Origin of the sequence: Pseudomonas sp. KNUC1026, from assembly GCF_021650705.1 — a bacterium.
Classification (GTDB): domain Bacteria; phylum Pseudomonadota; class Gammaproteobacteria; order Pseudomonadales; family Pseudomonadaceae; genus Aquipseudomonas.
Genome location: NZ_CP087138.1, coordinates 4,473,946 through 4,491,327, shown reverse-complemented (window position 1 = coordinate 4,491,327; position 17,382 = coordinate 4,473,946). Strand labels below are relative to the sequence as shown.

Here is a 17,382-nt window from a genome sequence, read left to right as displayed (position 1 = left end):
CTCAGGACTCCAGCCAGACGTCACGGGCCCAGGTCCATACCGAATCCCAGCTCTCTTCGGTGACGGCTTCTTCATCGCCGTCCCACAGCAACACCGTGCCATCCTCTTCCACGGCGTAGTAATTATCCCCGTCCTGGCAGAGCGGCACGTACTCGCGAGGCATCCCCACATCCCATGCATTGGCGGCAACTTCCGGCAGATAGGTGTGTGACTGAGGATCGGTAACGGTCACCGGCTCCAGGCTACCGTAGACCACATCGCTGACAGTGAGCAGGAACGCCTTCATGTCATCGGGGATGTGAATCAGAAGCAGCTCCTGAATCTCAACCAAAAGGTCTTCATCTGGCAATTCCAGCGCAACCGGCACGGGTTCATTGGCTTCACGAAGTTGTTCCATGACGTCTTCCACGGGGTGTCCTTCCATAAAACGGCTGAGCGACTGATGCGGCGCTTGCCCCAAAGCCAGCGCCGACTGCTGTGTTTGACCGATAGTAGAGCAATTTGCACAAAGCAAAACCCCGGGCCGTGATGCCCGGGGTTTTGTTGAAGCGCTCAGCCGCTGGACGGCGTCAGCTGTTCTGGCGAATACCTGCAATGATCCAGGGCTGGTTCTCACCCTGGGCGCGTTCCATGTTCCAGCTTTCACTGAAGGGCTCGCCCTGATCGAAGCGCGACTCCTTGGAAACACCAGTGAAGGTCAGCGTAGCGATGGTACGGTCTGCACGGTCGTCTACACCGTCGAGCTGCACGTGCAGGTTCTCGATGTGAGTGGCCTGGTAGCCATCACCGAGGCTGGCACGCTCTTGCTTGAGTGCTTGCAGCAGCTCAGGGGTTACGAACTCGCCGATCTTGTCCATCTCGTTCGCGTCCCAGTGCCGCTGCAGTGCACCGAAATGTTCGCGAGCGGCGCCCAGGAAATTCTGCTCGTTGAACCAGGCCGGGGCGTTGGCAGCAGGGTTGTGGGCTGGCGCGCCCTGGCGACCGAACAGGCCACCAGAAGCAGGTTGCTCATGTGCTTCGCGCTGGAACGGCACCGGGCCGGCAGGAGTAGCCATCTGCGCCTGCTGCTGGCGGCGGCGGGCAGAGATGAAGCGAAACACCAGGAAGGCGATCAGGCCAAGGATCAACATATCGAAGAACTGGAAGCCCTCGAAGCCGTCACCCATGAACATGGAAGCCAACAGGCCGCCTGCGGCAATGCCAGCCAACGGGCCGAGCCAGCGCGAAGCGCCGCTGGCGGCCGGGCGGCCAGCCTGTGCAGGCGTAGTGGCGGCAGGCGAATTTGGCGTGGCCTGGCGAGTTTGGTGGGTTGGCGCGGCACCCATGCTCTTGCCGCCGCCGAAGCGCTTGGCTGCGGAGGCATCCAGGCTCATGGTCAAGCCTATGCACAGCGCCATGGCAATGCTGAGAAAACGTTTCATCGAGTAATTCCCATAGTGAACGGATATCACAAGCGCCATGTTGCCCCTGGCCATCAGGGCTGACTAGGGGGAGATTGTTTCCATGTTTGTCGAAAAAGGCGCTCGAGGTTGGCGGATCAGCCTTCTAGAGGTACCAATTTGGCGTAGCCCAGCATCAACCACTTGCTGCCTTCGTCAAAATTGACCTGTACCCGCGCCTGTGCCCCGGAGCCTTCGAAGTTCATGATGATCCCTTCGCCGAACACCGCATGCTGCACGCGCTGCCCCAGGTTGAAACTGGTTTGTGGAATGCCCGCATTGGCGAACAGGTTGCTGGTTGTGGCGGCTGATGAAGAAGAGCCGCTCCAGGGGCGGCTGACGCTGCCGGACAGCCGAACCTCGCGCAACACCTGCGGTGGAATCTCGCGAACGAAGCGCGACGCCTTGTTGTACGTCTCGCTGCCGTAGAGCCTGCGTGTTTCGGCGTAGGTCAGCACCAGGTGCTGCATGGCGCGGGTAATGCCGACGTAAGCCAGGCGGCGCTCTTCTTCCAGCCGGCCTGGCTCTTCCATGCTCATCTTGTGCGGGAACAGCCCTTCTTCCAGCCCCACCAGGAACACATACGGAAACTCCAGCCCCTTGGCGCTGTGCAGGGTCATCAGCTGGATGCTGTCCTCATGCTCATCGGCCTGGGTATCGCCCGCTTCCAGCGAAGCATGCCCGAGGAATGCGGCCAGCAGAGTCTGGTCGTCCTCGGGCTCTTCTTTCTCGAAAGCGCGGGCGGCGCTGACGAGTTCTTCCAGGTTCTCCACCCGAGCCTGGCCTTTTTCGCCTTTTTCCGCCTCGTGGTATTCGATCAGCCCGGATTGCGAAATGACCGTCTGGGTCATCTTGTGCAGCGGCATCTCTTCAGTCGCGGCTGCCAATGTCTCGACCAGCTCGATGAAGCCTTTCAACGCATTGGCCGCACGGCCCTTGCCTTCGGCGGCGGTCACCGTCGCCTGCCAAAGCGATACACCGGCCTGACGCGCCATCACGCGAAGATTTTCGATGGTTTTTTCGCCGATGCCGCGCGGTGGCAGGTTGATGACTCGCTCCAGTGCCGCATCGTTGCCACGCCCGTCGAGCAGGCGCAGATACGCCATGGCGTTCTTGATCTCAGCACGCTCGAAGAAGCGCTGCCCACCGTAGATGCGGTAGGGAATGCGCTCACGCAGCAGCGCCTCCTCCAGCACGCGAGACTGTGCGTTCGAGCGGTACAGAATTGCGATTTCGCTACGTGCCAGGCCCGTTTTGAGCGCGCTCTCGATGCTCTCGACAACATAGCGGGCTTCGTCGTGTTCGTTGTAGGCGGCATAGAGGCTGATCGGCTCGCCTTCGCCTACATCGCTCCACAGCTCCTTGCCCAGCCGGCCGCTGTTATTGGCGATCACCGCGTTGGCAGCGTTGAGAATGGTGCCGGTGGAGCGGTAGTTCTGCTCCAGGCGGATCAGCTCGGCATCGGGGAAGTCGGTGCTGTATTGCTGGATGTTCTCGATCTTGGCCCCGCGCCAGCCATAAATCGACTGGTCGTCGTCGCCCACCACCATCAGGCTTTGGCCACCGCGTGCCAGCAACTGCAGCCAGGCGTATTGCACCGAGTTGGTGTCCTGGAATTCGTCGACCAGCACATGGCGGAAGCGCCGTTGGTAGTGCTCCAGCAGCGTCGGATGGTCGCGCCACAGGTCGAGCGCGCGCAGCAACAGTTCGGAGAAGTCGATGACCCCGGCACGCTCGCACGCCTGCTCGTAGGCTTCGTAGATCGAGCGCATCGTGGTAACGAACAGGTCGCCGTTGGGCTGCAGGTTATGCGGGCGCAGGCCTTCGTCTTTCTGGCCGTTGATGAACCATTGCGCCTGGCGCGCGGGCCATTTGTTGTCATCCAGGCCCAACTCGCGGATCACTCGCTTGACCAGCCGTTGCTGGTCATCACTGTCGAGGATCTGGAAGTTCTGCGACAGCCGCGCCTCTTGCCAATGCGCGCGCAGCAGGCGGTGCGCCAGGCCGTGGAAGGTGCCAACCCACATCCCGGCCGGGCTCACTCCGATCAACTGCTCGATACGCTGGCGCATCTCGCTGGCAGCCTTGTTGGTGAAGGTCACCGACAGGATCGAATGTGGCGAAGCGCCCTCGATCTGCATCAGCCAGGCGATACGGTGCACCAGCACGCGGGTTTTGCCCGAGCCGGCACCGGCGAGCACCAACTGGCGCCCGAGGCTGGCGGCTACCGCCTGGCGCTGGGCATCGTTGAGAGAGTTGAGGAGAAACGAGAGGTCATCATGCATCGGGGCATTCTATGGCGCGGCGCGGCGCGGGGCAAACCTTGCACGCCCGGCCGCCGGGTAACCACTGTCGTAGACACAATTGTTGTGTATGCTGCGTGGCCTCAAAGGCCCTACAACAAGAACATGCCTATGAATGAAGCAACCGGTGCCACGGAGCCTCTGCATGCCCTGCCGGGCGACTTCACCGCGCAATTGGCGGCCGAGCGCACGCGCCTGCTGTATCAGGGGTCATTGCTGCCCACATTGTTGATGCTGCTGGTCGGCATGCTTTGTACCTGGCTGTCCTGGCTGCCGGGCAATCATCTGCTGGTCAGCGCCTGGCTGATCTGGCTGATGGCCCTGATCGCCCTGCGGGTGATCCTCATGGCAGCCTTCGATTCCGCTTTGCCGCCGGACCAGGCTTCGCCTCGCTGGATGCGCCGCTTCCTCGTTGGCGCCTGCGCCAGCGGCCTCACGTTGGGTGTGGCCGCAATCGCCCTCACACCTCAGGACAATTTCATCCAGCAAGCCTGGATCTTCGGCCTGCTGGGCGCTGCAGCCTTGTCGGCAAGCATCGCCTATGCCGTGAGCATCAACGCATTCCTGGCTTTTGTGCTGCCCTGCCTGGGCCCGCCCATCGTTTACCTGCTGGCCTTCGGTGGCCTGCATGAGCGTGGCTGGGGGTGGCTGGGGCTGATGCTGCTGGTTTCGCTGTGCCTGGTGGCCTGGCAGGTACACCGGTTGATCCGTCGCGGCTTGCTCAGGCGTTTCCAGAATCAGGCGCTGATCGAATCTCTCCAGCAGGAGCAGGTGGCGATTTCGCGCCTGAACCAGGAGCTGGCGATCGAAATGGAGCGGCGCAGCCAGGCACAGGCGCAGTTGCATCAGGCTCATGCAACCCTTGAACAGCGTGTAGAAGAACGTAGCCGTGCGCTGGACAGCGCCCACCAGGCGCTGAGCAAGAGCGAGGCGCGCCTGGCCATGGCGCTGGAGGCGAGCGAGTTGGGGCTGTGGGATTGGAACTTGCGCACCGATGAGGTCCACCACACGCATCTTCAGAGCCTGTTCGGCCTCGCCGAAGACACCAGCGCGCGGGTGTTGGAACATCTCAAGCCACGCATGCACCCCGACGACCTGCCGGTGCTGCGCCGCGCTTTGGTCAGCCATATGAAAGGCCGCACCGATGCTTACCGGGTCGAATACCGGGTGCGCCATAGCGACGGCCGCTGGTTGTGGATAGAAGACCGCGGGCGTGCGGTGGAGCGTGAGGCCAATGGCCGGGTGATCCGAATGCTCGGTACCCGCCGTGACATCAGTGCAAGGCGTGAGCAAGAAGAGCAGCAGCAATTGGCAGCCAGCGTGTTTGGCGCAATCAGCGAAGGCATCGCGATCCTGGGGCCTGATTTCCACCTGCAGGCCCTGAACCAGGCGTTCACCCGAATCACTGGCTATACCGCCACGGATTGCAAAGGCCTGCCTTTCCATGACTGGCCCTGCAGCCACGACACCCGCCGGCATTGGCCCCAGATCGAACAGGCCATGGCTACCCGCGGCAGTTGGCAAGGTGAGGTAGTGGAGGCGCGGGCTACCGGTGAGCTGTACCCGCAATGGCTGCAATTGAGCGTGGTGCGGGACGACAAGGGGCAAACGCGCAAGGTCATTGCCTTTGTGTCGGACCTGTCCTCGCGGCGTGCTTCCGAGGAACGCCTCTATTACCTGACGAACCATGACGAGCTGACAGGGCTGGGCAACCGCAGCCTGTTTCGCCAGCGCCTGTACGAGGCAATCCAGGGGCTGCGCCAGGGTGGCCGCAGCCTGGCGTTGCTGCACATCGACCTGGACCGCTTCAAGCTGCTCAATGACAGCTTCGGCCACGACCAGGCCGACGAAGTGTTGCGCCAGATGGCCAAGCGCATCAGCGCCGCGCTGCCGGAAGCCAATACCATCGCCCGCCTGGGGGCCGACGAGTTCGTGGTGCTGTTCGATGCCTACAGCCACCTCTCCAGCCTGATCCGCGTGACCACTCGGCTGTTGGCCAAGCTGCGCGCTCCGCTGCTGCTGGACGGCCGCGAGGTTACCCTGGGCGCTTCGATCGGCATCAGCCTGTTTCCTGACAACACCCGCGACCTCAACGAGCTGATGAGCCAGGCCGAGCTCGCCATGCAAGCCGCCAAGCGCCTGGGCGGAGACAACCTGCAGTTCTACACCGAAAGCCTGCAGGCTGACGCCCACCAGCGCCTGCAACTGGAGCACCAGTTGCGCAAGGCGCTGAACGAAGGGCAACTGGACGTGCACTACCAGCCCAAGGTCAGGCTCAGTGACAGCCGAATCGTCGGCGTCGAGGCCTTGGTGCGATGGCACCATCCAGAGCGCGGCCTGCTGTTGCCAGGCGCCTTCATCGACATCGCTGAAACCACAGGGCAGGTAGTGGCCATCGGCGAGTTCGTGTTGCGCCAGGCTTGCCGCCAGTTGTGTACGTGGGCCGGTGAGGGCATCACGGATGTGACGGTGGCGGTGAACCTGTCGAGCCAGCAATTGCGCCAGGGCAACCTGGTCAGCCTGGTGCGCCAGGCACTGGCCGAGCATGGGGTTTCGGCTAAGCTGCTGGAGCTGGAACTCACGGAAAGCCAATGGTTGGAGAACATCGACGCCGTTCGGGCTACGTTCGAGCAACTGCGTGCGATGGGCGTGAAGGTCAGTATCGATGATTTTGGTACGGGCTATTCCTCGCTCAGCTACCTCAAGCGCCTGCCGGTGGACTACGTGAAGATCGACCGCTCATTCATCATGGAGCTGGGGAACGCGCGCCAGGATGCTGCGATTACTCAGGCGATCATCGACCTTGCCCACGCGCTGAAACTGGAGGTAGTGGCCGAAGGCGTCGAAACCGCCGAACAGCGCGACATTCTGGCGCAGCAGGGGTGTGACCAGGTTCAAGGGTACCTGTACGGAAGGCCCGTACCCGCGCAGGCGTTGGGTTTGCACCTGTAACCAGCGCTGCTCGTGGGTTGTGCTGGGCGCGCGAGCAGGCATGTAGTATAACTACAAAACTTGGCCCACAAGGCCAGCCAAATAAAAGTCGAGTCCTCCATTGAATCTTTTGCAGCACATCACCCAGTCACGCCACCTGCTTCGTAAATCGGAACTGAAGGTGGCCGATCATGTACTGCAGGACCCCGCCGCGGTCATGCACAGCTCGATGGCTGATCTGGCACACCATGTGGGTATCAGCGAACCCACCATCGTGCGTTTTTGCCGGGCGATCGGTTGTGGCGGTTTCCAGGACCTCAAACTCAAGCTCGCGCAGAGCCTGGCAGCGGGCGCCAGCTTCGGCCAGTTCGCGATCCACGAAGACGACTCGGTCGAAGACTTCAGCCTGAAGATCTTCGATACCACGCTGCATACTCTGATGGAAGTGCGCGAGCAGCTCGATACGCAAGCCTTGCAGCGCGCCGTGACCGCCATGGCCCAGGCTCAGCGCGTCGAGTTCTATGGTTTCGGCGCCTCCGGCGCGGTCGCCGCCGATGCCCAGCACAAGTTCTTTCGCCTGTTGCTCAGCGCGGCAGCCTATTCCGACCCCCACATGCAGGCGATGTCGGCGGTCACGCTCAAACCCGGTGATGTGGCCGTGTGCATCTCGCAGTCGGGCCGCTCCAAAGACTTGCTCATCACCGCCAACCTGGTGCGTGAGACCGGCGCTTCGCTGATTACCCTGTGCCCCAGCCAGACGCCATTGGCAGAGCTCTCGACAGTGAACCTGGCGATCGATGTGCATGAAGACACTGAAATCTACACGCCACTGACCTCTCGTATCGCTCACCTGGTGGTGATCGACGTGCTGGCCATGGGCGTTGCCATGGCTCGCGGCCCGGCACTGGTCAACCACCTCAAGAGTGTCAAACGCAGCTTGCGCGGGCTGCGCCTGTCGCCCAAGTCGCTGCACAAGCCTCACGAAGACTGACCTTCGAACCGTTCATCTGCCGGTCACAGGCACGCCGTCAAATCGTCACGCTCGCTCGCCATGCTCAAGCTTCCCGTAGCTCAACAGGATGCTTGTCATGGCTCGTCCTTACGACGTTCAGGTCAACAGCAAGACCCGCCGCCAACAGGAAGACTCGCGCCGCATGGCCTTTCGCCGTGCCATCGAAAGCCGCGAAGACGAACGCCGCCTCACTGACATGCTCAGTGACTTTCCAGATTCGACGCTGTGGCAGGGTGTGGCGCTGAAGGATTGGCAAAGCGCTCAGCCAGCACACTGATCTGCTGGCGTTGCTCGCGGATGAACGCCAGGAACGCCATGGATACCGGCGACTGGCGCCGGAGCTTGGACTTGACGATGCACCAGCTGCGGTAGATCGGCAGCTCATCGACCGGCAGCTCGCGCAGCACACCCGTGCGTAGCTCCAGGCTCGCGGCGTGGCGCGTCATCAAGGCAATCCCAAGGCCTGCGATCACGCACTCCTTCTGGGCCTCCTGAGACGCCACTTCCAGGGTCTGGCTGAAGTGCACGCGCTTTTCCTTGAAAAAATCTTCGCAGGCCTGGCGCGTGCCCGAGCCCTGTTCGCGCAGTAGCAGTGTTTCGGCTTCCAGCTCGTGGAGTTTCAGGTGCTGGCGCCGGCATAGCGGGTGTTCGGGTGGGGCCAGCGCTACCAAGGGGTTGTTCAGGAACGGCAGGAAGTCCAGGCCCATGTCCTGGGCACCATCGACATGATGATCAGGTCGTCGCGGTTATCCGACAGGCGGCGGATCACCTGAGCACGGTTGGCTACCGTCAGGTTGAGGTTCACTTCCGGATACTGGCGCTTGAACGCGGCAAACAGGTGAGGGACGAAATACTTGGCACTGGACTCCACCGCCAGCTTCAATTGCCCTTGCAGCGCACCCTGCATGTCAGCCAGTTGCATGTCGAAGCTTTCGAGCCGGCCGAAGATGTCGCGGCTGGCCCGTTGCAGTGCTTCGGCCGCTTCGGTGAGGTAGAGCTTTTTGCCCACGTATTCGAACAATGGCTGCCCCACAACGTCTTCGAGCTGGCGTATCTGAAGGCTGACGGCCGGTTGCGTCAAAGACATTTCCTGCGCCGCACGGCTGTAGGAGCGCAGATCGCAGACTTCGTTGAACACCTGAAGCTGGCGCAAGGTGATACGCATCAATGACTTACGCATGAGCAATGGACGCCTGTAAACGTTGAAGCGCAGGAATATAAGCGATTGCTTATGTGTAACCTAACAAAGATTGATTTTAGTTAATTGTTGCGCAGCGTTACTTTGGCGGTGCGACAGGTTACTGGCGTTCCGGTCGTGGGCCAGCTCTGCTGGCCCTTTTCGATTTCAGGTCGAGGTGAGCCCAAGTGATAAGAAAAATCCTCATCGCCAACCGTGGTGAAATTGCCGTGCGAATCGTACGCGCTTGCGCCGAAATGGGTATCCGGTCCGTCGCGATCTATTCCGATGCAGACCGCCATGCTCTGCACGTCAAGCGCGCCGATGAGGCGCACAGCATCGGTGCCGAGCCGCTCGCCGGATATCTGAACCCGCGCAAGCTGGTGAACCTGGCAGTCGAGACTGGCTGTGACGCGCTGCACCCCGGTTATGGGTTCCTCTCGGAAAACGCTGAGCTGGCGGAAATCTGCGCCGAGCGAGGTGTGAAATTCATCGGGTCGAGTGCCGAAGTCATCCGCCGAATGGGCGACAAGACCGAGGCCCGGCGTACCATGATGGCTGCCGGCGTGCCCTGCACACCCGGCACCGAAGGCAACGTAGGCAGTATCGAGGAAGCGCTGAGCGAGGGCGACCGCATCGGTTATCCGGTAATGCTCAAGGCTACCTCCGGCGGTGGCGGCCGCGGTATCCGCCGCTGCAACAGCCGCGAAGAGCTCGAGCAGGCCTACCCCCGGGTGATCTCCGAGGCCACCAAGGCCTTTGGCTCTGCGGAAGTGTTTCTGGAAAAGTGCATCGTCAACCCCAAGCACATCGAGGCGCAGATCCTCGGCGACAGCTTTGGCAATGTGGTGCACCTGTTCGAGCGCGATTGTTCGATCCAGCGGCGCAACCAGAAGCTCATCGAGATCGCTCCGAGCCCCCAACTCACCCCCGAGCAACGCGCCTACATCGGCGACCTGGCCGTGCGCGCTGCCAAGGCCGTGAACTACGAGAACGCAGGTACCGTGGAGTTTCTGCTCGCCGAAGGCGAGGTGTACTTCATGGAAATGAACACCCGCGTGCAGGTCGAGCACACCATCACCGAAGAAATCACCGGTATCGATATTGTCCGAGAGCAGATTCGCATCGCTTCGGGGCAGCCGCTTTCGGTCAAGCAGGAAGACATCATTCACCGAGGCTTCGCGTTGCAGTTTCGTATCAACGCCGAAGACCCCAAGAACAACTTCCTGCCCAGCTTCGGCAAGATTACGCGCTACTACGCCCCCGGCGGCCCGGGCGTGCGCACCGATACCGCCATTTACACCGGCTATACCATTCCGCCGTACTACGACTCGATGTGCCTGAAACTGGTGGTGTGGGCGTTGACCTGGGAAGAGGCCATGGACCGCGGCCTGCGCGCGCTGGACGACATGCGGGTGCAGGGCGTGAAGACCACCGCCGCGTACTACCAGGAAATCCTGCGCAACTCGGAATTTCGTAGTGGGCAGTTCAACACCAGCTTCGTGGAAAGCCATCCGGAGCTGACCAACTACTCGATCAAGCGCAAACCCGAAGAGCTGGCCCTGGCCATTGCCGCCGCGATCGCCGCCCACGCAGGCCTATGAATGAGTAGCTGAAAGCTTCAGGCCCCGCGCCGAAGCTTGCGGCTGATGAGGAGATACCAATGTCCAAGAAGATCTTCGTTACCGACACCATCCTGCGTGACGCCCACCAGTCCTTGCTGGCCACCCGCATGCGCACTGAAGACATGCTGCCGATCTGCGACAAGCTCGACAAGGTCGGCTACTGGTCGCTGGAAGTGTGGGGCGGTGCGACTTTCGACGCCTGTGTGCGCTTCCTGAAGGAAGACCCGTGGGAGCGCCTGCGCCAGCTACGTGCCGCGTTGCCCAATACGCGCCTGCAAATGCTGTTGCGCGGGCAGAACCTGCTGGGGTACCGCCATTACAGCGATGACGTGGTACGTGCCTTCGTGGCCAAGGCGGCCGAGAGCGGCATCGACGTATTCCGCATTTTCGATGCCATGAACGATGTGCGTAACCTGCAGGTGGCCATCGAAGCGGTCAAAGCCTCCGGCAAACACGCTCAGGGCACCATCGCTTACACCACCAGCCCGGTTCACACCATCGGCGCCTTCGTCGCCCAGGCCAAACAGATGGAAGCCATGGGTTGCGATTCGGTCGCGATCAAGGACATGGCAGGCTTGCTGACCCCTTTCGCCACCGGCGAGCTGGTCAAGGCACTCAAGGCCGAACAATCGCTGCCAGTGTTCATCCACTCCCATGACACCGCAGGCCTGGCTGCCATGTGCCAGCTCAAGGCAGTGGAAAATGGCGCAGACCACATCGATACGGCCATTTCGAGCTTCGCCTGGGGCACCAGCCACCCTGGTACCGAGTCGATGGTCGCCGCCCTCAAGGGCAGCGAGTTCGATACCGGCCTGGACCTTGAGCTGCTGCAAGAGATCGGCCTGTACTTCTATGCCGTGCGCAAGAAGTACCACCAGTTCGAAAGCGAATTCACCTCCGTCGACACGCGTGTGCAGGTCAATCAGGTGCCCGGCGGCATGATTTCGAACCTGGCCAACCAGCTCAAGGAGCAGGGCGCGCTCAATCGCATGAACGAAGTGCTGGCCGAGATCCCGCGTGTGCGTGAAGACCTGGGCTTTCCACCGTTGGTGACCCCGACCTCGCAGATCGTAGGCACCCAGGCGTTTTTCAACGTGCTGGCCGGCGAGCGCTACAAGACCATCACCAACGAGGTGAAGCTCTATTTGCAGGGCGGCTACGGCAAGGCGCCCGGCCAGATCAACCATCAGCTGCAACAACAGGCCATCGGTAGCGAAGACATCATCGACGTGCGCCCGGCCGACCTGCTCAAGCCGGAAATGGACAAGTTGCGTGCTGACATCGGTGACCTGGCACGCAGCGAGGAGGACGTGCTGACGTTCGCCATGTTCCCCGACATCGGCCGCAAATTCCTGGAAGAGCGCGCTGCGGGCACGCTGACCCCGGAAGTGCTGCTGCCGATTCCCGAGGCTGGCGCACCCACTACCGCTGCGGGCAGTGGCGGCGTGCCGACCGAATTCATCGTTGACGTGCACGGTGAAAGCTATCGCGTAGATATCACCGGTGTGGGCGTCAAGGCAGAAGGCAAGCGCCACTTTTACCTGTCCATCGACGGCGTTCCGGAAGAGGTTGTGTTCGAGCCGCTCAACGAATTCATCGCCAGCGGCGCCAGCGGCAAACGCCAGCAGGCCAGTGCGCCTGGGCATGTCAGCACGACCATGCCGGGCAACATCGTCGACGTTCTGGTCAAGGAAGGTGACCAGGTCAAGGCCGGCCAGGCCGTGCTGATCACCGAGGCGATGAAGATGGAAACCGAGGTACAGGCGCCGATCGCCGGTAAGGTCGTGGGCATCCACGTTGCCAAGGGTGACCGGGTCAACCCTGGCGAGGTATTGGTCGAGATCGAAGGCTGAGCTCGACACTGCTGTTCACTGGTTCACCTCAGGGGGCTTCGGCCCCCTTTTTTAAGCTCGGGATATGCACATCGCGTGGCAGGCCGCCCTCCCGCTTGTTGATCTGCGCCCCTGAAGTTGGACACACCGACCAACTACAGGGGAGCTCCACCTACAGCTTCACCTTGCCCAGCAATCCGCCCAGTGTTTGCTGAATATCCGCCGGCAAAACCACCGTCTTGCTGTTGCTGCTGGTCGCCAGCGCCTGCATCGCGGTGATGTAACGCTCGCCCAGCAAGAACAGCGCGGGCGCGGTTTCGGTGCCAACGGCCCTGGATACACGCTCGATCGCTATGGCCGAAGCTTCGGCCAGTTGCACGGTGGCCGCCGCATCACGCTCGGCAGCTTCCTTGCGTGCCTGGGCCGCCAGCACTGCGGCCTGGCGCTCACCCTCGGCGCGCGTGACCGCCGCTTTACGCTCACGCTCGGCCGCAGCCTGGCGCTCCATCGCCACCTGCATGGATTCGGATGGCTTGATGTCCTGGATTTCCACCGAGCGCACAGCGATGCCCCAGTCGTCGGTCTGCACCGTCATCGCTTCGGCCAGCCGGGCCTTGATGATCTCGCGGCTCGAAAGGGCTTCGTCCAGGTCCATGGTGCCGATGATCGCGCGCAGTGCGGTCATGGTCAGGCTGGCCACTGCGAACTGATAGTTCTCCACCCCATAGGCGGCCTTCTTCGGATCTACCACCTTGGCGAAACACAGCGCATTGGCAACGATCACCGCGTTATCGCGGGTGATGATTTCCTGCTGCTTGATATCCAGGATGATGTCTTTGGTCGGCAGCGTGTAGCGCACCCGGTCAACGTAAGGAATGGTGAAGTTCAAGCCGGGCTTGAGGGTCACGTGGTAGCGGCCAAGGCGCTCTACGATGCGCTCCTCACCTTGCGGAACGATACGCACACCCTTGAGCAGGGTAACGAAGACGAAGGCGATCAACGCCAGGGTAATGATCAGGCTGCCGGTCATGGAGTGAGTCCTTTGCTTGAGGCCGGGGAGAGGGGTTCGACACGCATGGCGCCGCCGAGCACGGCGGTCACGCGCACGCGTTCGCCGGCACGGATGGGGATATCGGCGACGCATGGCCATTCGTCGCTGCCCAGGATGGGCTTTTGAAAACGCACGCGGCCTTTTTCGAAGGCGTCGGCCGCAACCGTGAGCAGGCCGACTTCGCCCAAGGCCTCATCGGCTGTCCAGCGTTTGTCTGCAGGTTTGTTGCGAGCTCGCCACAGGAAGCCTGCGAAGATCGGAGCGCTGAGCATCAGCCAGATGAGCAGACAGGCCCATAGAGCCAGCGAGGGGATCAGCAGCAGCACAAGGCTCACCAGTGCCGCACCTATGCCGAAGCAGAGCAGGGCGAAGGTGCCGGTGAAAATTTCCAGTACCGCCAGGGCCAGCCCGAAGACCAGCCAGTAATGCCAGGTGACGTCCATGATCGCGCTCGTGAGCCGTTGGCAGGCCGTGGATCACGGCCGCGCCTTCGGGGAGGGGTGAGCGCTCATTATAGGGAGTGAGGGTGGTGGGGCAATTAGGCGCAAGCCTGAAAAACGTGTGTATGAAAGCTGCCCCGTGCTTTGCTCAGCGCCCGCGAATCTCTTCGAGCGTACGTAATTGTCTGCCTTGCTCGAAGTTGCCATCGCTCAGCCAGGCCTCAAACGAGGCCTGCAACGCCGGCCACTCGTTGTCGAGCATGCTGAACCACGCCGTGTCGCGGTTCTGGCCCTTGACCACCATGTGCTGGCGGAACGCCCCCTCGAAGATGAAACCACTGCGTTGCGCTGCACGCCGTGAACGCTCGTTGGCGTTGTCGCACTTCCACTCCACGCGCCGGTAGCCATGCTCGAACGCAAAGCGAGCCAGCCGGTAGATGGCTTCAGTACCCTTGGGCGTACGTTGCATCGCCGAGGAAAACGCCACATGGCCGATCTCGATGCGGCCGTGAGCCGGCACGATGGACATCAGGCTCATGATGCCCTGTGCCTGGCCTGTGGCGTTATCCACAACGCAGAACCCCCAGGGATCGGGGCTGACCGCATAACCATCGAGCCAGATGTCGAAACGCTCGCGATCTGCGAAGGGCCCGTAGGGCAGGTAATCCCAGAGCTTCGGGTCGGCATCTTCGCCTTGCAGCAGCGTCCAGAGGTCGTCGCCATGCCTTGCGGGGTCGAGCTTTTCCAGGCGCATGAAGCGGCCTTCGAGCGTTTGCGCTACCAAAGCCTGAGGGGGGCTCCACTGCAAGGTATCAGGCATGAGTGCCTCCTAGAGCGTTTTGCGAAATTGGATGAAACCTGGCCTGTCGGCCACGTGTTCGTACAGACCAATCGCTGTGGTGTTGGTTTCCTGCGTTAGCCAATGGACACGCGTGCAGCCCGCCGTTTTGGCTTGAGCGTAGACGTACTCGATCAACTGCCGCCCAATGCCCAGGCCGCGCTGGCCTTCGTTGACCAGCAGATCCTGCAGATAGCAGGAGGGTTCGATGGTCCAGCAGGAGCGGTGAAAGATGTAATGCACCATGCCCACCGCCTTGCCGTCATGCCAGGCCAGCGCAGCGTTCACCGGCTCGTAGGCGTCGTGCATGCGTTGCCAGGTGCTTTCGGTCACGTGGTCAGGAATCTGCACGTTGTAAAAACGCTGGTACGCCTGCCACAACGGCAGCCAGGCGGAGTGGTCTTCACGGATGACAGCACGAATCTGGATCATAGACATAAGCGTAGCTCCTGTGGATAAGTCATTTACATGAATGCTGCGAGGGCGCGATCACGCGGGTCGGCGCTGTCTGCCAGGCGCTGCCGAACGCCGTCGATGTCGAGTTGAGCGCGGTTCTGGCTGAGTTTCCGCTTGCCCTCGATGCGCTCGATGACCAACTGCACGCCGACAATGGCCTTGAGCATGCCGGCGATGTAGCCAGCGGGGGCGTCGCCGACGGCCCATGGCTGTGCCTGGCCCGCTTCGTGCCGCTCGGTCAGGCCTTGCACTACCCCCAGTAACCGCGCCGCATCGTCGAACACCTCGGGCTTGGCCCAGGCGTGCACCGCGGTGTAGTTCCACGTGGGCACGACCTTGCCGTGCTCGGCCTTGGCTGCATAGGCCGAAGGGCTCACGTAGGCGTCTTCGCCCGGAAAGATCACCAATGCGCTGCCGCCCTGAGCCAAGATTTTCCATTGGTCGTTCGCGCGCGCCAGGTGCCCCAGCAAGGTGCCATGGGGGCCACTGTCTTCGATCAGCAGCGGCAGGTGAGTGGCCTGCAGGTCGCCTTTGTCCTGAGTCACCAGAATCGCCAGCCGCGCTGCCAGCAGATGCCGGCGCAAGGAGGCAGGATCGGTGTCACGAAAGGCGGCGGGAGTGTACATGGCATTGCCCATCCAATGAGTTCACCCCATGCTAGGCGGCAGATTGGCCCTGTGTAAGGTCCATTTTCATGCAGTTAAGGGAGTCCATTGAAGATGCAGCCCCCAACGCTTCCCTTCGACCCGGCAGGGTTGAGCCTCGATCCTCAGGGCGGGCTCAGCCGGCAGCTTTACCAAGGCTTGCGCGCGCGCATACTGGACGGCCGACTCGCCAGCGGGGTGCGCATGCCAGCGAGCAGAGTACTTGCACAGGCACTCGGGATTTCCCGCAACAGCGTCGTGAGGGCCTACGACCAGCTGTTCGCTGAAGGCTTCATCGAGGGGCGCGTGGGGGACGGCACCTATGTTTCACAACTGGCGTTACGTAGCGTGAAACAATCCACAAAAATATCCACAGGTTTTAACCCCCTGTTATCTACAGCCTTATCCACAGGTGAGCCGGAGAACTCGCTGATCCCAGACCCTATCCTCCCATTGCAAAGCTGCGTTTTACCCCCTCTGGCCTATCCGCGTGGCGGGCCACCCCGGGCGTTCAGAGTGGGCATCCCCGCTATCGATCTGTTTCCTTTTCCCATATGGAGCAAGCTCAGCGCAGCCTTCTGGCGCTCTCCATCTCCAGCGCAACTGGGCTACCAGCATCCTGCGGGGATGAATCGCTACGCGAGCTGATCGCAGCCTATCTGCGCAGCTCCCGTGGCCTGAACTGCTCAGCTGAACAAATTCTGCTCACCTGCGGCGCCCAGCACGGTATTGAGCTTTGTTCACAAGTGCTGCTGGGGCCGGGGGCGGAGGCGGCTGTGGAAAACCCCGGCTACCGCGCTGGGGCTCTGGCCTTGGCAAGCAGTGGCGCAACCGTGCATGGCGTGGCTGTTGATGCTGACGGCATTCAGGTCGACGCATTGGCCAAACTGCCCGGCTGTCGCCTGGCCTATGTGACACCCGCGCATCAATACCCCAGCGGCGGCACTTTGAGCCTGCCCCGGCGCCTGGCGTTGCTCGAATGGGCGCAGCGCCAGCAAGGCTGGGTGCTGGAAGACGATTACGACGGCGAGTACCGCTACAGTGGCGCGCCGTTGGCCCCACTGGCTGCGCTCGACCGGGCCGGGCGAGTGATCTACATCGGCACCTTCGGCAAAGTGGCCTTTCCTGCACTGCGGCTGGGTTACCTGGTGTTGCCAGAGGCGTTGGTGGGGGCATTCGTGCAGCGCTCGGCCTGCTCGGTCCGCCACCACGAAGTCGGCACTCAGAAAGTGATGGCGCAATTCATCGTGCAGGGGCATTTCCATCGGCATATCCGCCGTATGCGCAAGGTTGCGGCAAGCCGGCGTGATGCGCTTTTGAAACACTGGCCTGACGCAATTTCCGGGTGCGCGCCCATGCCAGCCGTTGACGCTGGGTTGCACGTAGCGGTCAGGGTGGAAAGCCTGGCGCGTGAAGCCGAGCTGATTGAACAGGCTGCTGCAGTGGGCGTGGAGATGAACCCTTTGTCGGCCAACGCCTGGCCCTCCAATCAAGCGGCTGTGGATAACCTCGCGGGGTTGGTTCTGGGGTTCGCGGGCGTGGATGAAGCCGTGATTGCGCAGGCTTGCCGTCTGCTACGCAATGCATGGCGCCGCTGAACCCTTCCAGCACTTTGCATTCGAAGCTTGGAACTA

The 17,382-nt window shown here is 61.8% G+C and carries 13 protein-coding genes and 2 pseudogenes; 6 read left to right on the top strand and 9 right to left on the bottom strand.

The window, feature by feature from the left end; genetic code table 11:
• Window position 1: 1 nt before the first annotated feature.
• The 3 genes from LN139_RS21185 to uvrD form a co-directional block, all read right to left on the bottom strand.
• Window positions 2-409, bottom strand: coding sequence for an SMI1/KNR4 family protein (locus LN139_RS21185; protein WP_236356635.1), 408 nt, complete (start codon window positions 407-409; stop codon window positions 2-4).
• Between the two features lie 160 nt (window positions 410-569).
• Window positions 570-1,421 (bottom strand): Tim44 domain-containing protein, encoded by an 852-nt coding sequence (locus LN139_RS21180; protein WP_236356633.1) that lies wholly within the window; start codon window positions 1,419-1,421, stop codon window positions 570-572.
• A gap of 116 nt (window positions 1,422-1,537) precedes the next feature.
• A complete protein-coding gene (gene uvrD / locus LN139_RS21175) occupies window positions 1,538-3,724 on the bottom strand; it encodes a DNA helicase II (RefSeq protein WP_236356631.1) in 2,187 nt (728 codons plus the stop codon).
• Between the two features lie 129 nt (window positions 3,725-3,853).
• Here uvrD and LN139_RS21170 point away from each other — a divergent pair, with 129 nt between their 5' ends.
• The 3 genes from LN139_RS21170 (at window position 3,854) to LN139_RS25875 (ending at window position 7,962) form a co-directional block, all read left to right on the top strand.
• Window positions 3,854-6,694 (top strand): EAL domain-containing protein, encoded by a 2,841-nt coding sequence (locus tag LN139_RS21170; protein ID WP_236356629.1) that lies wholly within the window; start codon window positions 3,854-3,856, stop codon window positions 6,692-6,694.
• 100 nt (window positions 6,695-6,794) lie between these two features.
• Window positions 6,795-7,664 (top strand): transcriptional regulator HexR, encoded by an 870-nt coding sequence (gene hexR, locus LN139_RS21165; RefSeq protein ID WP_236356627.1) that lies wholly within the window; start codon window positions 6,795-6,797, stop codon window positions 7,662-7,664.
• An 88-nt stretch (window positions 7,665-7,752) separates the two neighbouring features.
• Entirely contained in the window at window positions 7,753-7,962 is a 210-nt protein-coding gene (locus LN139_RS25875) for a PA3496 family putative envelope integrity protein (protein WP_442964347.1), read from the top strand.
• Here the strand turns inward: LN139_RS25875 and LN139_RS21160 are convergent.
• Window positions 7,886-8,865 (bottom strand): annotated as a pseudogene (locus LN139_RS21160) (LysR family transcriptional regulator). The gene LN139_RS25875 and the pseudogene LN139_RS21160 overlap by 77 nt on opposite strands.
• A gap of 185 nt (window positions 8,866-9,050) precedes the next feature.
• Here LN139_RS21160 and LN139_RS21155 point away from each other — a divergent pair.
• Both LN139_RS21155 and oadA read left to right on the top strand, forming a co-directional pair.
• Complete coding sequence (locus tag LN139_RS21155; protein ID WP_236356624.1) at window positions 9,051-10,466, top strand: acetyl-CoA carboxylase biotin carboxylase subunit; 1,416 nt, start codon at window positions 9,051-9,053, stop codon at window positions 10,464-10,466.
• 59 nt (window positions 10,467-10,525) lie between these two features.
• Window positions 10,526-12,340 (top strand): sodium-extruding oxaloacetate decarboxylase subunit alpha, encoded by a 1,815-nt coding sequence (gene oadA, locus LN139_RS21150; protein WP_236356613.1) that lies wholly within the window; start codon window positions 10,526-10,528, stop codon window positions 12,338-12,340.
• 151 nt (window positions 12,341-12,491) lie between these two features.
• Here oadA and LN139_RS21145 read toward each other — a convergent pair whose 3' ends face one another.
• The 5 genes from LN139_RS21145 to LN139_RS21125 form a co-directional block, all read right to left on the bottom strand.
• Complete coding sequence (locus LN139_RS21145; protein ID WP_236356611.1) at window positions 12,492-13,349, bottom strand: SPFH domain-containing protein; 858 nt, start codon at window positions 13,347-13,349, stop codon at window positions 12,492-12,494.
• Window positions 13,346-13,813, bottom strand: a complete 468-nt coding sequence (locus LN139_RS21140) for an NfeD family protein (RefSeq protein ID WP_236356609.1) — start codon at window positions 13,811-13,813, stop codon at window positions 13,346-13,348. Before LN139_RS21140 ends, LN139_RS21145 begins: the two co-directional genes overlap by 4 nt.
• Window positions 13,814-13,958: 145 nt before the next feature.
• The gene (locus LN139_RS21135; RefSeq protein ID WP_236356607.1) at window positions 13,959-14,630 is read right to left on the bottom strand and encodes a GNAT family N-acetyltransferase; all 672 of its coding nucleotides are present in this window, start codon (window positions 14,628-14,630) and stop codon (window positions 13,959-13,961) included.
• Between the two features lie 9 nt (window positions 14,631-14,639).
• Window positions 14,640-15,086: a GNAT family N-acetyltransferase gene (locus LN139_RS21130; RefSeq protein ID WP_236356605.1), complete on the bottom strand. Its 447-nt coding sequence runs from the start codon at window positions 15,084-15,086 to the stop codon at window positions 14,640-14,642.
• A 26-nt stretch (window positions 15,087-15,112) separates the two neighbouring features.
• Window positions 15,113-15,730, bottom strand: a complete 618-nt coding sequence (locus tag LN139_RS21125) for an FMN-binding negative transcriptional regulator (protein WP_236356603.1) — start codon at window positions 15,728-15,730, stop codon at window positions 15,113-15,115.
• 93 nt (window positions 15,731-15,823) lie between these two features.
• Here LN139_RS21125 and pdxR point away from each other — a divergent pair.
• Window positions 15,824-17,346, top strand: a pseudogene (gene pdxR, locus LN139_RS21120) (MocR-like pyridoxine biosynthesis transcription factor PdxR).
• Window positions 17,347-17,382: the final 36 nt, after the last annotated feature.

Coding starts and splice junctions, on each gene's coding strand:
- oadA (WP_236356613.1), top strand. CDS start 10,526: ATGTCCAAGAAGATCTTCGTTACCGACACCATCCTGCGTGACGCCCAC.
- uvrD (WP_236356631.1), bottom strand. CDS start 3,724: ATGCATGATGACCTCTCGTTTCTCCTCAACTCTCTCAACGATGCCCAG.
- LN139_RS21145 (WP_236356611.1), bottom strand. CDS start 13,349: ATGACCGGCAGCCTGATCATTACCCTGGCGTTGATCGCCTTCGTCTTC.
- LN139_RS21125 (WP_236356603.1), bottom strand. CDS start 15,730: ATGTACACTCCCGCCGCCTTTCGTGACACCGATCCTGCCTCCTTGCGC.
- LN139_RS21170 (WP_236356629.1), top strand. CDS start 3,854: ATGAATGAAGCAACCGGTGCCACGGAGCCTCTGCATGCCCTGCCGGGC.
- LN139_RS21130 (WP_236356605.1), bottom strand. CDS start 15,086: ATGTCTATGATCCAGATTCGTGCTGTCATCCGTGAAGACCACTCCGCC.
- LN139_RS21180 (WP_236356633.1), bottom strand. CDS start 1,421: ATGAAACGTTTTCTCAGCATTGCCATGGCGCTGTGCATAGGCTTGACC.
- LN139_RS21140 (WP_236356609.1), bottom strand. CDS start 13,813: ATGGACGTCACCTGGCATTACTGGCTGGTCTTCGGGCTGGCCCTGGCG.
- LN139_RS25875 (WP_442964347.1), top strand. CDS start 7,753: ATGCTTGTCATGGCTCGTCCTTACGACGTTCAGGTCAACAGCAAGACC.
- LN139_RS21135 (WP_236356607.1), bottom strand. CDS start 14,630: ATGCCTGATACCTTGCAGTGGAGCCCCCCTCAGGCTTTGGTAGCGCAA.